This window comes from Nocardia farcinica, assembly GCF_001182745.1.
GTDB classification, from domain to species: domain Bacteria; phylum Actinomycetota; class Actinomycetes; order Mycobacteriales; family Mycobacteriaceae; genus Nocardia; species Nocardia farcinica.
In genome coordinates this window covers 1276125-1289831 of sequence record NZ_LN868939.1, presented here as the reverse complement: position 1 = coordinate 1289831, position 13707 = coordinate 1276125, and the positions used below count along the sequence as shown (strand labels likewise).

The window sequence follows — 13707 nt, the reverse complement described above, 5'->3', positions numbered from 1 at the left end:
CTGCGCCTAGCCTGGCCGCATGGGTGAGTTCGAAGTGGTGCGCCACACCGTGATCTCGGCGCAACCGGAACAGGTGCACGCGCTGATCGCCGATCTGCGCCGGTGGCGCGAGTGGTCCCCGTGGGAGGACCTCGATCCGGCGCTGCGGCGCGAATACTCCGGGCCCGAGTCCGGCCCGGGCGCCCGGTACTCCTGGCAGGGCAATCGCAAGGCGGGCGCGGGGACGATGGAGATCGTCACCGACACCGGCCGTGAAGTGGGGGTGCGGCTCGAGTTCCGCAAGCCGATGCGCGCCACGAACGACGTCACCTTCACCCTCGCGCCGGTCGGCACCACCAGCACGGAGGTGGCGTGGCGGATGCGCGGCGAGCGGAGCGGCCTGGGGGCCGTGTTCGCCGCGGTGATCCCGATGGACCGGCTGATCGGTAAGGACTTCGAGAAGGGACTGGCCAGGCTGCGAGTCGCCGCCGAATCGGGCGCCTGACCGCGGCGTCAACCCGCGGGCGTCACCCCGCGGGCGGCACCGCCGCGGGAATCCGACACGGCTCGGGCCGCGCGCACGGCATAGGCTGCGTGCATGGCAACAGCTGCGCAATGGCTCGAGGGCGCCCGGCCCCGCACCCTGCCGAACGCGATCGCCCCGGTGATCGCCGGAACCGGCGCGGCGGCCGCGCTGGATGCCGTCGTCTGGTGGAAAGCTGTACTGGCCCTGCTGGTTTCGCTGGCCCTCATCGTCGGGGTGAACTATGCCAACGACTACTCCGACGGCGTGCGCGGCACCGACGACGAGCGCGTCGGGCCGCTGCGCCTGGTCGGTTCCCGGCTGGCCTCGCCCGCCGCGGTCAAGAACGCGGCGATCCTGAGCCTGGCGCTCGGCGCGGCGCTCGGGCTGGTGCTGGCCCTGACCACGGCCTGGTGGCTGCTGCTGATCGGCGCGGTCTGCCTGGCCGGGGCCTGGTTCTACACCGGCGGCAGCAAACCGTACGGCTACAGCGGATTCGGCGAGATCGCCGTCTTCGTCTTCTTCGGGTTGATCGCGGTGCTGGGCACGCAGTTCGTGCAGGCCGAGCGCATCGACTGGGTGGGCGTGGCGCTTGCCGTCGGCGTCGGCGCCTTCTCCAGCGCGGTGCTGGTCGCGAACAACCTGCGCGACATCCCCACCGACACCGCGACCGGAAAGACCACGCTGGCGGTCAAACTCGGCGACGCCCGCACCCGCACACTGCACCTGGTGCTGCTGCTGATCCCGTTCGTGATCACGCTGCTGCTGGTGCTGCGCACCCCCTGGGCGCTGCTCGGCCTGCTCGCCGCGCCGCTGGCGGTCCGCGCCAACGCGCCGGTGCGCACGGGCGGCCAGGGCCTGGAACTCATTCCGGCGCTCCGTGATTCCGGTCTCGCCCTGCTGGCCTGGTCGGTGCTCGGCGCGCTCGCGCTCGCGCTGGGCTGACTAGGGTACGGCTCAGTCGTTGTCGGGCACCAGGGCGCCCAGTACCCAGTTCACGATCGAGACGATGATGCCGCCGAACACCGCCGCCCAGAAGCCGTTGACCTCGAGCCCGTAGCCGTTGGTGTCGGCCAGCTCGGTCAGTTTCGCGGTGAGCCACAGCATCAGGGCGTTGATCACCAGCAGGAACAGGCCGAGGGTGAGCAGGATCAGCGGCAGCGACAGCAGTTTCACCACCGGTTTCACCAACGCGTTGACGAGGGTGAACACCGCGGCGATCACCAGCACGACGACGATCCTGGCGCCGGTGCCGTCTTCGGCGGGGCTGAGGATCTCGATCCCGCTCACCCAGGCGGCGGCCAGCCACAGGGCGACCGCGTTGATGACCAACCGAATCACAAGCTGCATGCGCCCATGCTAAGCGGCACCGCAGCGTGCGGGGCGGCGGCGAAACGCGTCGCTCACGCCGCGCGCTGCCGGTCCAGCAGCTCGTGCACGCGGGGACGCAACGACTCGACGCGGGCCGCACCGCCGAACAACCGCTCGGTGGTGGCGTTGGGCGCACGCAGGATGCCGAGCAGGACGTGGCCGGATTCGATGCCACGGTCCTTGCGCGCCAGGGCCTCCCGCAACGCCAGTTCGAGCACCTTCTTCGCCTCCTTGGTGAAGGGAATGTGCCCGCCGGTCCAGCGTCGGCGCTGCGGCTCGGGGGCCGCGCGGTCGAGAGCGTCCTCGCCGAACTCCGCGGCCAGCGTCTCGCGTACCGCGTCGAGGTCGATGCCGATCGAGCGCAGCGCCGCGGCGTCCTCGGGGCCGAGCGGGTCGCCGGCCGCGTCGGCGGCGAGGGTGCGCCGCACGCCGTCGCGGGTGAGCCCGGCCTCGGCGAGCAGCTCGCGCAGCCCGGGCTCGCCCTGGTCGAGCAGGCCGAGCAGCAGGTGCTCCACCTCGATGCGCGGGGAACGCAGTTCCCTGGCCTCCTCCTGGGCGACGACGACGGCCGTCCGGGCCGAGCGAGTGAATCGTTCGAACATCAGCGGGTGCCTTTCCGGTTGTATTTCTGGTGGACCGCCTGCTTGCTGACCTCGAGCGCGTCGGCGATGGCCTGCCAGGACCAGCCCTGATCGCGGGCGTTGGCCACCTGGATCGCCTCCAGTCGTTCGAGCAGTCGGCGCAGGGCGCGCACCGCGCGGAGCCCGGTCGCGGGATCCGGGCTGCCCGCCGCGGCTGCCAGAGTGGTCGCTTCCGTCATGCGTCAATTTTCGTTGACATCCACGGCAGATGTCAAGAAAAATTGACATTGCGAGCGCGCGGCGACCCCGCCGTCATCGAGAGTGGGACAGTCAGCCCTTCCAGAGGCCGGTGGCGTGGAACTCCTCCAGCACCGCCGTGGGCTCGGCCAGGCTCAACCCCTGGGCCGCCACCCACGCGTCGTCGTAGTACGTGCCGGCGTAGCGGTCACCGCCGTCGCACAGCAGCGTCACCACACTGCCGGAGCGGCCCTCGGCCAGCATTTCGGCGATCAGGCCGAACACCCCCCACAGGTTGGTGCCGGTGGAGCCGCCGACCCGCCGCCCCAGTACCCGGCCGGCATGGCGCATGGCCGCGATCGAGGCCGCGTCGGGCACCTCGATCATCCGGTCGACCACCTGCCCCACGAACGACGGCTCCACCCGCGGACGGCCGATGCCCTCGATGCGCGACGGCATCCCGGTCTGATAGCCCGCGTCACCGGTCTCGTAGCCGCCGTAGAAGGCGGAGTTCTCCGGGTCGACCACCGCCAGCTTGGTGGCGTGCCTGCGATAACGGATGTAGCGGCCGATGGTGGCGCTGGTTCCGCCGGTGCCCGCGCCCACCACGATCCATTCCGGCACCGGATGGGTCTCCAACCGCAGCTGGTGGTAGATGCTCTCGGCGATGTTGTTGTTGCCGCGCCAGTCGGTGGCCCGTTCGGCGTGGGTGAACTGGTCCATGTAGTGCCCGCCGCACTCGGCCGCCAGCCGCGCGGCCTCGGTGTACATCTCCGGCGGGCGTCGCACGAAGTGACAGCGGCCGCCCTGGGCCTCGATCAGCGCGATCTTCTGCGGCGAGGTATTCGCCGGCATCACCGCGACGAAATCGAGTCCGAGCAGCTTGGCGAAATACGCCTCGCTCACCGCCGTCGACCCCGAGGACGCCTCCACGATCGTGGTGCCCTCGGTGACCCAGCCGTTGCAGATCGCGTACAGGAACAGCGAGCGGGCCAGCCGGTGCTTCAGGCTGCCGGTGATGTGGGTGGACTCGTCCTTCAGGTACAGCTGGATGTTCCACGCCGCGGGCAGCGGGTAGCGGAGCAGATGGGTGTCGGCGCTGCGCTGGGCGTCGGCGTCGATCAGGCGCACCGCGTTGTCCACCCAGTCGCGCGCGACGCTGCGGTCGCAGAACTTCACCGCCGCGCCCCGGTCACGGCGCGCCGTCGCCTTCGCCGCGCAGCCGCGCCCGCAGCTGGGCCTTGTCCTGCCTGCGCTTGGCGTCGACGGCCGCGATGTCGGCGTTCACCCGCGCCCGCAGGCCCTTGAACAGGGTCAGCGACAGCGGCATCGCGATGATCAGCGCGAACAGAATCGCCACCACCAACGGCACCTGGACATCCACGAGCTGGGCCACCAGCACGATCACCACCGTGATCACGGCCACCAGCACCAGCCTGGCCAGGGTGTACAGCGCCAGATTGATCGCCAGGCTGCGTCCGACGCGCGGACTCCCGGCGGGCCGCGCACTCTCCGATCCAGTGGATTCGCTCACCTGAACCAGGGTAGGCCACGGGTTAGCCGCGTCCGAGTTGCCCGGGTCCGGCCACCTCGAACGGACATCCGATTTGTCCATTACTTCGCCTTTACCAACTGTAGGTGGTTCGAGTACCTAGGGGTTCGGGTGCGACGATGGCGCCATCTGATGAGGGAACTGTCGAGAACGGAGAGGTTTGCTATGAGTGCGATCACCGTCGGCGGCCAGGACACCTTGCTGACCCCGGGCCAAGTGGCCGCCCTGTTCCACGTCGATCCCAAGACCGTCACCCGCTGGGCGCACGCGGGCCGCCTCGGGTCGCTGCGCACTCCCGGTGGACATCGCCGCTTCCGCGAGTCCGAGGTCATGCAGTTGCTGAAGTCGCTCACCACCGAGGCGGGCACTCCCGAGCGCTGAGCGGGCTCGATTCTCGCGGTCCACGCTGGGCGTGGACCGCGTACGGGGCTACCCTCGGTGGCAGGAGGTGAGCCACGTGACGTACCTGTTGGCCCTCATCGCTGTGGTCGCGGTGGCAGTGCTGTGTTGGAAGGCGTTCGGCCCCGGAAAGCCCGCCGATCCCGCCCCACCGCCCCCGCGTCGCCGCCCGGTGCTCGGCCCCGACGACGACCCGGATTTCCTCTGGCGGATCTCCCGCAAGCAGCACCCCGACACCGAGGGCAATCCCGACCGCTGACCCACCCACCGCTGACCACGTACTCGGTCACGTGACGATCACCGGCATGGCACCCGCGATTCCGGGTAGCCGGTGAACGGCCCGCAAATTGTGGGCCGCGCTCGAGAAAGAGATCGCCACGATGAACGAGATGTGTATGCAGATGATGGCCATGCTCCGGAACATGTGGAACATGATGTTCCCGAACATGCCCATGATGTAGTGACAGATCCCGCCGTGCGGGGCCCGAGTCGGGGCCAGGGCCCGCACCATCCTCGAGCAGTGCACCCGCCCCCGCCGTTCGGCCTTCCTAGGTGAGTCCCGCGTAGCTGTGCAGGCCGCTGATCACCAGGTTGATGATGAACAGGTTGAAGAGCATGGCGACGAAGGCGGCCACGTTGATCCAGGCGGCCTTGGTGTCGCGCCAGCCGGAGGTGGCGCGGGCGTGCAGGTAGGCGGCGTAGAGGACCCAGGCGATGAAGGAGCAGGTCTCCTTGGGGTCCCAGCCCCAGAAGCGGCCCCAGGCGGCCTCGGCCCAGATGGCGCCCAGGATGACGCCGGCGCCGAACAACGGGAAGCCGATGATCGTGGTGCGGTAGGCGAGCCGGTCCAGGGTGCGGGCGTCGGGCAGGCGCTTGGCGATCGCGCCGAGGACGTTGCCCGACTCCTGCCCCTCGGGCTGGCGGATCCGGTACAGGAACAGCAGGCTGGCCACGCCCGAGACCAGGAACACGCCACTGCCGACGCTGACGATGGTCACGTGCAGCGGCAGCCAGAACGAGCGCAGCGCGGGCACCACCGGCGCGGCGTCGGCGTAGAGCACGGTGCCCGCCAGGAACATCAGGATCAGCACCGGCACGAGCAGGAACACCCACATCGAGCGGTAGCGCTGCTCGCGCAGCAGTCCGAAGCCGACCAGCACCGCGGCCGCACAGGCCATGGTGACGAACTCGTACATGTTGCCCAGCGGGAACCGGTCGGTGGCGAAGCCACGCAACACGATCGAGGCCACGTGCAGCACGAAGCCGACGACGAGCACCGAGAACGCCATGTTGCCCAGTCGCTCGGACAGCGGCCTGGCCGCCGGTTCCACCAGCTTGCCGGGCCCGGTCGGCCGCTCTCCCCCGCCGCCGGCGGTGACGAGTTCGCGCTCGCCGACCTTGCGCACCTGGGCCGAGGAGTACTGCCAGATCAGCAGCCCGAGCACCAGGGTGTACACGATCAGCGCGGTCTTGAAGGCGAGATCGCTGTACTGGGCGAGGGTGTCGTCGATCGGCATCGTCAGTCTCCCGTGGTGTCGGCCCCGGTGCGGGCCGCCGTGTCGGTGTCCGGTTCGAGCAGGCGCGCGCGCAGCCGGTCGAACTCGGCGCCCCAGCCCGCCTGGTCGGTCCTGGCCAGACCGCCCATCTCTACTACGGTGTGTCGTTGGTCCACGGTACCGGCATCGTCGCGGGCGGGGTAGACCCGGATCCAGATACGGCGCCGCTTCACCAGCAGCGAGACCAGCAGGCCCGCCATCATCGTCAGCGCGCTCACCAGCACCCACTGCTGCGCCGGGTCGTGCGAGACCTGCAGGTTCACGAACTCCTTCGCGCCGTCGAAGGTGACCTTCGTGCCGTTGGGCAGGGTGGTCGACTCGCCGGGGCGCAGGTTCACCCTGGCTTCCTTGGCGAGCCTGCCCTGCCGGACCAGTTCCTGGTCCAGCGCGAACAACGACTGCGGCCTGCCGGTGTCCAGCCCGGTGTCGCCGCGATAGATGTCGACCGCGACGGCCGGGTCGTCCATCCGCGGGAACACGGAGGTGAGCAGGCTGCCGTGCAGCATGGCGGTCGGCGCGAACAGGCCCTCGATGGCGATCTGGTTCCGGCGGCGCTCCTCGTCGGTGGCGTACATGCCGCCGGGCGGGTCGATGCGCAGCACGCCGCTGGACAGGAAGGTGCGCGCGTCGTCGGGCCGCCACTGGATGGTCTCGGTCCTGGTCTGCCCGTCCGGGAAGGTGACGGTGAAGGTCGGCGCGTAGCCGTGACCCTGCAGGTAGAGCCGGTCGCCCTCGACGCGCAGCGGATGGTTCACCTTCAAGGTGGTCTCGCGCCAGGTGCCGGTGCGCAGGTCGTCCCCGGCCTGGTAGGCGATATTGGAGGTGAACATCTCGGCCTGGCCGGTGTCGAGGTAGTCGGCGCGGAAGTCCTTGACCCGCACGCAGATCGGGGTCATACCGGTGCCGTCGTTGACGTTGCCCGCGCGGAAGGAGTCGAACACCGCGGGCGAGGTGGTGCAGAAGCCGGGCCCGTCGTCGGCGATGACGATGACGCTGCCCTCGTAACCGAACAGCTTGCCGACCGCGATCGACACCAGCAGCCCGACCAGCGCCAGGTGGAAGACCAGGTTGCCGAATTCGCGGAAGTAGCCCTTCTCCGCCGACACGGTGAGCTCGCCCTCGCGACCGCCCTCCCGCACCTCGGTGCGCCAGCCACGCAACTGGGTGCGGGCATGGTCGATCACCTGCTGCGGCGTGCGCGCCGAACGGTCCTCGTGATGGTGCGGCAGCCGCGCCAGATTGCGCGGCGCCCGCACCGGCGGGGTGCGCAGCGCGCGGTAGTGGTCCAGCGAGCGCGGCAGGATGCAGCCCACCAGGGAGATGAACAGCAGCACGTAGATCGCGGTGAACCAGAAGCTGCCGAACACGTCGAACAACTCGAACCGGTCCATCCACGGCCCGAGCGTCGGCCGGTCGGCGATGTACTGCTCGACCTTCTGCTCGTTGAGGCTGCGCTGGGGCAGCAGCGCGCCGGGAATGGCGGCCAGCGCCAGCAGGAACAGCAGCACCAGCGCGGTGCGCATGCTGGTGAGGCCGCGCCAGGTGTTGCGCACCAGCGCCCAGGCGCGCCCGGGGAGCGACTGGCGGGGCGGGGTCCGGGGGGCGGGGTCGGCGGCGGGCTGTTCGGTCACGGTCATATCGGCAGGGTCACCTCGGAGACGAACGCGTCGCGCACCCAGCCGACGAACTGGTCCCAGGCTCCGGTGACCAGCGCGATCCCGACCGCGACGAGCAGCAGGCCGCCGATGATCTGGATGGTGCGCGAGTTGCGGCGCAACCACCCGACGCCGCGCAGCGCGCCCGCCGAGCCGAAGGCCAGGACGATGAACGGCAGCCCGAGACCGAGGCAGTAGGCCACGATCAGGGCGACGCCGCGAACCGCGGTGGTGCCCTCGGTGCCCGCGGCCACCGCCATCACCCCCGACAGCGTCGGGCCGAGGCACGGGGTCCAGCCCAGGGCGAACACGCCGCCGAGCAGCGGCGCACCCACGATGCCGGTGAGCCTGCGCGGCGCCATCCGGGTGTCGCGCTGCAACGCCGGGATCAGGCCGAGGAACGCCAGGCCCATCACGATCGTCACCACACCGCCGACCCGTTGCAGCAGGTCGCGATTGACGTTGAGGGTCTGGATGAGTCCGAACACCGTCGCGGTGGCGAGCACGAAGACCACGGTGAACCCGGCGACGAAGAGTCCGGCCGCACCGGCGACACGCAATTTCGCCGCGCGGTCGGCGGTGGTGACGGTGGCGACCCGCCCCTCGGCCGCCTCCGCCGCGGTGGCGGGCGGCGCCTCCGCGCCGACCAGTCCGGCCAGATAGGACAGGTAGCCCGGCACGAGCGGCACCACGCACGGCGAGGCGAAGGACACCAGCCCCGCCAGCACGCAGGCGCCGAGCGCGAGCAGCACCGGGCCGGTGGCCGCGGTCTGCTGGAACGATTCCCCCACCCCGGCGAGCACGGTCACTGCCTGCCCTCCTCGGCGATGCGCTGCACGACCGGTTGCAGGTCCTCGGCGAGCAGGGTGCGCAGGAACACCGCGGCGACCCGGTGCTCGCGATCGAGCACCAGCGTGGTGGGGATGACGCTGGTCGGGAAGTTGCCGCCCAACGCGAGCAGGGTGCGCATGGCCGGGTCGTAGATCGAGGGGTAGCCGACCTTGTTGTCGGTGACGAAGTCGCGCGCCTTGTCCTGCTGGAAATCGCGCACGTTGATGCCGAGGAAGACCACCCCGGAGTCCTTGGTCGCCTCGTAGACCCGCTCGAGCGCGGGGGCTTCGGCCCGGCACGGCCCGCACCACTGGCCCCAGATGTTGAGCACCACGACCTGGCCGGGGTGGTCGGCGACCGAGATCGTCTTCCCGTCGGTCATCAGGTCGGGGCCGGACAACTCGCCGATGGTGCCGCGCGCGGCGGGCGGATCGTAGAAGATGTCGGTCTTGCCGCCCGGCGAGACGAATTCGAAGGTGCCGCCGGTGGCGACCGCGTCGGTCCCGGTGGAGCAGCCCGCCAGCCCGGCGACCAGCGCCACGCACGCGAGCAGAGCCGCCACGACCCGCACCGGCCGCGCGGACCGGTGCGCCGGGAACGACGCGGGGCGTCTCATGCGCCGTGCACCGTGGGATCCGACCCGCCCGCGGGCTCGGAGTAGACGATGTCGACCAGGGTGTCGCCGCGGTAGACCAGCGAGGTCAGCGAGGCCAGCGAGCACTGCCGGGTGCGCGGGTCGTGCCAGAGCCGCTGGCCCTGCAGGAACCGGCGCAGCGTCCAGACCGGCAGCTGGTGCGAGACCAGGACCGCCTCGTGGCCCGCCGCCTCCACCCGCGCCTTGTTCACCGCGGCCAGCATCCGGTGCGCGATCTGCAGGTAGGGCTCGCCCCAGGACGGGGTGAACGGATCGCGCAGCTTCCACCAGTGCCGCGGCTTGCGCAGTGCGCCGTCGCCCACCGACACGCGCAGGCCCTCGAAGGTGTTGCCCGCCTCGATGAGGTTCTCGTCGGTGCGCACGAGCAGCCCGTGCTGCGCGGCGATCGGCTCGGCGGTCTCCTGCGCGCGCTGCAGCGGCGAGGCGATCACCAGGGCGATGTCGTGATCGGCCAGCGCCCGCGCGACCGCGCCCGCCTGGGCCCGGCCGGTGACCGAGAGCCCGAAGCCGGGCAGCCGGCCGTAGAGGATGCCGTTGGGGTTGTGCACCTCGCCGTGCCGCAGCACATGCACGATGGTCTCGACCTCGTCGTCGGCATCGAGCGAATCAGCTTGCGGCGCACGGGTTTCGGTGTGCGCCACGGTGGCGCGCGCGGCCCGGTCGGCGGCCGGCGAATCGGCATCGGCAGCGGCGGAGCCCCTGGCTTCGGCCTCACTGAACGGGGCATCGATGGTCGGGAAACCGGCCTCGGTCTCCTCGGCGCTCGTCGGTGCCGACTGCGCGGCGGCGGGCGCGTCGGGCGCCACCGCCTGCTCGGCGACGGTGGGCGAGGGCCGGTCCGGATCGAACCCCGGCTCTGCGTCGGTCGCCGACGGCACGGGGACGGCCGAATCCGCGGTGGGGGCCGCTGTCGCGTCGGCGGCGGGCGGGGCGACGGTCAGGTCGGCGGTGGTGTCGGCGGCGGGGTTGTCGGCCTCGAGTGGTTCGCGGCGCTCGGCGGGCTGGTCGTGGTCGGGACTCACGCGCGGGATCCTTCGGGGGTGGCGGCCGCGGCCGCGCGAGCGGCGGCGGGCAGGGCTGCGGCGATACGGGCGAATGCGTCCTCGTCGAGCGCCGCGGAGACGAACCACGCCTCGAACGCACTCGGCGGCGCGTACACACCGCCGTCGAGCAGCGCGTGGAAGAAGGCGGGGAAACGCCAGGTCTGGCTGGCCTTGGCGGTGGCGTAGTCGGTGACCGGGCGGTCGCTGAAGAACACGCTCACCATATTGCCCGCGAACTGGACCTGGTGCTCGACCCCGGCCGCGGTGAGCGCCTCGGTGAGCAGTCCGCCGAGCCGCTCGGCGTTGCGATCCAGCGCGGCGTAGACCGCGTCGTCGGCGGCGCGCAGCGTGGCCAGGCCCGCGGCGACGGCCACCGGGTTACCCGACAGCGTGCCCGCCTGGTACACCGGCCCGAGCGGAGCCAGCTGGTTCATCACCTCGGCGCGTCCGCCGAACGCGGCGGCGGGCAGTCCACCGCTCATCACCTTTCCGAAGGTGTACAGGTCGCCCGCCACGCCCTCGCGGCCGTACCAGCCCGAGCGGCTGACCCGGAAGCCCGTCATCACCTCGTCCATGATCAACAGGGCGCCGTGGTTCTCGGTGAGTTCGCGCAGGCCCGCGTTGAAACCGGGCAGTGGTGCGACCGCGCCCATGTTGCCCGCGGCGGCCTCGGTGATGACGCAGGCGATCTCGCCGGGGTTGGCCTCGAAGGCCGCGGCGACGGCGTCCAGGTCGTTGTAGGGCAGCACGATCGTGTCGGCCGCCTGGGCGCCGGTGACGCCGGGCGAGGTCGGTAGCCCGAGGGTCGCCACACCCGAACCCGCGTCGGCGAGCAGCGCGTCCACGTGCCCGTGGTAGCAGCCGGCGAACTTGATGATCTTGGTGCGGCCGGTGAAACCGCGGGCCAGCCGGACCGCGCTCATGGTGGCTTCGGTGCCGGAGTTGACCAGCCGGACGCGGTCCACCGGGGCGACCCGCGCCACGATGTGCTCGGCCAGCTCCACCTCGGCCTCGGTCGGCGCACCGAAGGACAGGCCGCCGGTGGCCGCCCGCCGCACCGCGTCGACCACCGCGGGGTGCGCGTGCCCGAGAATCATCGGGCCCCACGAACACACCAGGTCGACATACTCGTTGCCGTCGGCGTCGGTGAGGGTGTAGCCGTCGGCCGAGGCGATGAAGCGGGGGGTGCCGCCGACCGATCGGAAGGCCCGCACCGGCGAGTTGACGCCGCCGGGGATCACCTGGGCGGCCCGGTCGAAGAGCCGGGCCGAAGCCGCCGCCGAGGCATGGGTCGCGCGCGGAGAAGCACTCACGGCCTCCAGTGTCGCAGCCCGCCGGACAGCCGTCGACGACAGGGTGTAGGAGAGGTGACCCGCACCGCAGCGACGCGCCGGGTGGCCGTTTCCGCCGATTCCGGTCGCCGAACGTTTGCCGATGCGTAATCTCGATGCGTCACGCAGCTCGCGCATCGGGAGGGTTCACATGCGGTACGCACTCGTCGGCTCGATCGCGCTGGCCGTCACGGCCGCCGGCGCCTGGCTGGGGGCGGGCACCGCCGCGGCCGCCGATCCCCTTCTCGACCTCGGTGAGGGCCGCATCGGCGTCCAGCTGAACCACGACGAGACCGTCGCGCTGGCCGGCGGGCCGGTGCCCGCGGTGGTCTCCATGGTGGTGCCGCTGAACCGGATGGGCGCGGGCCTGCACCCGGAGACCCGGCTGTGGCGCGACGAGAACGGTTCCGTGCACGCCTCGCTGCGGCAGGTGATCGCCGAGAGTGCCCGCCACCCCGACGGCACGGTGTCGATCTACCTCAACGCGCCGGGCACCCGTAACGGCCGGGTGCTCGACGTGTACCAGAACTGGACGCGATAGCCGCGGCGCGCTGTTTCCGAGTCCCGGCTAGGTCTGGAGGCAGGGCAGTTCGGCCGAGATCGTCTGCAGCGCGCACAGGAGGCCGTTGACCGCTCCGGCCGAACCGGTTTCGGGCACCAGCGTCGCGACGGGGCTCGGCTCGAGCGGCAGTCCGGCGGGCTCGGCCGCGGCCGGACCCGCCACCGTGCCGAGGGCGGCGACGGCGGCGGCAGCGAGGCCGAGCCGGATGATCGGGGACGTCACGATGGGCACCTCTCGTCGACAGCGGTGGGCCACGGCAGGTTCCGGTCCACCGTCCTGCCGATCAGGGTAGGCGCATCGGCCGGGATCTGAGGCGCGATTGCTTCACTGTCTAGGTCAGGCCGGTGCAGAACCCCGCCGACCCGGTGGAGACCAGGCAGGCCAGCGGCTCGGGCAGCAGGTGCAGCAGCGGGGCGGGGACCGTGGGCAACAGGACGACGTTCACGACGGGTGGGATTCCCGCGCGGGCCCGCGTGAAACAGGCTGGGCGTCAGCGGTTTCGGCTCCCCAGCACGCGCGCCAGCGCGTCGATCACACACAGTCCGGCCACCGCGACGAGGAACACCGCAAGGATCAGCCACGGTCCCGCATAGCGGCTGGACTCGAATCCGGGAATGTCCCCGACCGGCAGGAACGCGGTGCTCACCACGCCGCACTGCCATGCCGCCACGAGCCCGACCAGGCACAGCACCGCCACGACGGTCTCCGCCGCCGCGAGGAATACGTCCCGCCTCATCCGTGCCCTCCGTCCTCGTGCTCGTCCGGCTCCGCCATCGTGTCGGTTCCCGGCCGGTCGGCGCTACCGGCCTGCTCGGCCAGGGCGCCGGTGAGCGCGGCCCGCAACCCGCGATGATCGCGCGCCCACGCCTGCACCATGCCACCCTCGCGCAGGCGAAGCCCGATTCCCTTGCGCCGCCGTGGCACTCCGGTGAGTTCACCGAGCGCCCGCGCCGATTCCCATTCCTCGTCGTCCCAGGAATCCTCGTCGCGCTCGGGCAGCACCTCGTCGATCGCGGCCAGCGGCAGGGTCTCGGTGCCCTGGCGCAGGGCCGCGGGGGTGAGTTCGACACTCACATGCGTGCGCGCGGCATAGACCTGCAACGCCACGAAAGCCGCGACGAGCACCGCGCAGAAAACGAGTGCGAACCAGTGCACCGGACCACCGGTCACCAGCTCCAGCACGAGAATCACCAGGCAGAGCACCGGCCCGTAGGCCACGGCGCGCCAGCGCGCTCCCGGTTCGGTGAACAGGACGGGCTCGGCAGCCCCCTCGGTCATGCCGGCATGTCCATCGACGACTTCGCTCAGCCGGCCAGCCCCGGCAGCAGCAGCACGGCCACGGTGACCAATCCGAACAGGATCAGCAGGCTGAGAACGACCACGTCTTTCCGAATGCTCTGCGGCTGCTGGATCACCACTCGCATCGATGCCT

20 protein-coding genes are annotated in these 13707 nt (G+C 71.2%); 5 read left to right on the top strand and 15 right to left on the bottom strand.

The genetic code is table 11. The annotated features are described in order from the left end of the window. Positions 1-19: 19 nt before the first annotated feature. Together AMO33_RS23030 and AMO33_RS23025 are read left to right on the top strand one after the other, a co-directional pair. On the top strand, positions 20-484 hold the full coding sequence (locus AMO33_RS23030; protein WP_060594232.1) for an SRPBCC family protein: 465 nt from the start codon (positions 20-22) through the stop codon (positions 482-484). Positions 485-577: 93 nt separating this feature from the next. Continuing rightward, positions 578-1447, top strand: a complete 870-nt coding sequence (locus tag AMO33_RS23025; protein ID WP_060594231.1) for a 1,4-dihydroxy-2-naphthoate polyprenyltransferase — start codon at positions 578-580, stop codon at positions 1445-1447. Between the two features lie 12 nt (positions 1448-1459). Here the strand turns inward: AMO33_RS23025 and AMO33_RS23020 are convergent, their stop codons facing one another. The 5 genes from AMO33_RS23020 to AMO33_RS23000 all read right to left on the bottom strand — a co-directional run bounded on the left by AMO33_RS23020 (position 1460) and on the right by AMO33_RS23000 (position 4225). Next, positions 1460-1852 carry a phage holin family protein gene (locus AMO33_RS23020; RefSeq protein WP_011211682.1) on the bottom strand — a complete coding sequence of 131 codons (393 nt, stop codon included), beginning with the start codon at positions 1850-1852 and terminating at the stop codon, positions 1460-1462. 53 nt (positions 1853-1905) lie between these two features. Continuing rightward, positions 1906-2475 carry a Clp protease N-terminal domain-containing protein gene (locus AMO33_RS23015; protein ID WP_011211683.1) on the bottom strand — a complete coding sequence of 190 codons (570 nt, stop codon included), beginning with the start codon at positions 2473-2475 and terminating at the stop codon, positions 1906-1908. Continuing rightward, a complete protein-coding gene (locus AMO33_RS23010; RefSeq protein ID WP_011211684.1) occupies positions 2475-2693 on the bottom strand; it encodes a helix-turn-helix domain-containing protein in 219 nt (72 codons plus the stop codon). Before AMO33_RS23010 ends, AMO33_RS23015 begins: the two co-directional genes overlap by 1 nt. A gap of 91 nt (positions 2694-2784) precedes the next feature. Beyond that, a complete protein-coding gene (gene cds1, locus AMO33_RS23005) occupies positions 2785-3870 on the bottom strand; it encodes an L-cysteine desulfhydrase Cds1 (RefSeq protein ID WP_060594229.1) in 1086 nt (361 codons plus the stop codon). 13 nt (positions 3871-3883) lie between these two features. Then, on the bottom strand, positions 3884-4225 hold the full coding sequence (locus tag AMO33_RS23000) for a DUF4229 domain-containing protein (RefSeq protein WP_060594227.1): 342 nt from the start codon (positions 4223-4225) through the stop codon (positions 3884-3886). Between the two features lie 183 nt (positions 4226-4408). On the opposite strand from AMO33_RS23000, the gene AMO33_RS22995 reads away from it, so the two are divergent. Next, on the top strand, positions 4409-4624 hold the full coding sequence (locus AMO33_RS22995; protein ID WP_011211687.1) for a BldC family transcriptional regulator: 216 nt from the start codon (positions 4409-4411) through the stop codon (positions 4622-4624). Between the two features lie 76 nt (positions 4625-4700). After that, positions 4701-4901 (top strand): hypothetical protein, encoded by a 201-nt coding sequence (locus tag AMO33_RS22990; protein ID WP_041561414.1) that lies wholly within the window; start codon positions 4701-4703, stop codon positions 4899-4901. Positions 4902-4928: 27 nt separating this feature from the next. Here the strand turns inward: AMO33_RS22990 and AMO33_RS22985 are convergent, their stop codons facing one another. From AMO33_RS22985 to hemL, 7 genes are all read right to left on the bottom strand, one after another. After that, a complete protein-coding gene (locus tag AMO33_RS22985) occupies positions 4929-5153 on the bottom strand; it encodes a hypothetical protein (RefSeq protein WP_062954234.1) in 225 nt (74 codons plus the stop codon). A 37-nt stretch (positions 5154-5190) separates the two neighbouring features. Next, on the bottom strand, positions 5191-6159 hold the full coding sequence (ccsB, locus tag AMO33_RS22980) for a c-type cytochrome biogenesis protein CcsB (RefSeq protein WP_011211689.1): 969 nt from the start codon (positions 6157-6159) through the stop codon (positions 5191-5193). Between the two features lie 2 nt (positions 6160-6161). Beyond that, positions 6162-7835: a cytochrome c biogenesis protein ResB gene (gene resB / locus AMO33_RS22975; RefSeq protein WP_011211690.1), complete on the bottom strand. Its 1674-nt coding sequence runs from the start codon at positions 7833-7835 to the stop codon at positions 6162-6164. Next, a complete protein-coding gene (locus AMO33_RS22970; protein ID WP_060594224.1) occupies positions 7832-8662 on the bottom strand; it encodes a cytochrome c biogenesis CcdA family protein in 831 nt (276 codons plus the stop codon). The genes resB and AMO33_RS22970 overlap by 4 nt, the downstream gene beginning before the upstream one ends. Next, complete coding sequence (locus tag AMO33_RS22965; RefSeq protein WP_228790707.1) at positions 8659-9300, bottom strand: TlpA disulfide reductase family protein; 642 nt, start codon at positions 9298-9300, stop codon at positions 8659-8661. Before AMO33_RS22965 ends, AMO33_RS22970 begins: the two co-directional genes overlap by 4 nt. Beyond that, on the bottom strand, positions 9297-9914 hold the full coding sequence (locus AMO33_RS22960; RefSeq protein WP_050768344.1) for a histidine phosphatase family protein: 618 nt from the start codon (positions 9912-9914) through the stop codon (positions 9297-9299). Before AMO33_RS22960 ends, AMO33_RS22965 begins: the two co-directional genes overlap by 4 nt. A gap of 443 nt (positions 9915-10357) precedes the next feature. Beyond that, positions 10358-11695, bottom strand: a complete 1338-nt coding sequence (gene hemL / locus AMO33_RS22955; RefSeq protein WP_011211694.1) for a glutamate-1-semialdehyde 2,1-aminomutase — start codon at positions 11693-11695, stop codon at positions 10358-10360. 169 nt (positions 11696-11864) lie between these two features. Between hemL and AMO33_RS22950 the strand changes: the two genes are divergently transcribed. Continuing rightward, a complete protein-coding gene (locus AMO33_RS22950) occupies positions 11865-12254 on the top strand; it encodes a hypothetical protein (protein ID WP_041560447.1) in 390 nt (129 codons plus the stop codon). A 27-nt stretch (positions 12255-12281) separates the two neighbouring features. Here AMO33_RS22950 and AMO33_RS22945 read toward each other — a convergent pair whose 3' ends face one another. The 3 genes from AMO33_RS22945 to AMO33_RS22935 all read right to left on the bottom strand — a co-directional run bounded on the left by AMO33_RS22945 (position 12282) and on the right by AMO33_RS22935 (position 13553). Next, a complete protein-coding gene (locus AMO33_RS22945; protein ID WP_127516265.1) occupies positions 12282-12497 on the bottom strand; it encodes a hypothetical protein in 216 nt (71 codons plus the stop codon). Between the two features lie 268 nt (positions 12498-12765). Beyond that, complete coding sequence (locus AMO33_RS22940) at positions 12766-13011, bottom strand: hypothetical protein (RefSeq protein WP_060594222.1); 246 nt, start codon at positions 13009-13011, stop codon at positions 12766-12768. Continuing rightward, entirely contained in the window at positions 13008-13553 is a 546-nt protein-coding gene (locus AMO33_RS22935; protein WP_060594219.1) for a DUF3093 family protein, read from the bottom strand. Before AMO33_RS22935 ends, AMO33_RS22940 begins: the two co-directional genes overlap by 4 nt. Positions 13554-13707: the final 154 nt, after the last annotated feature.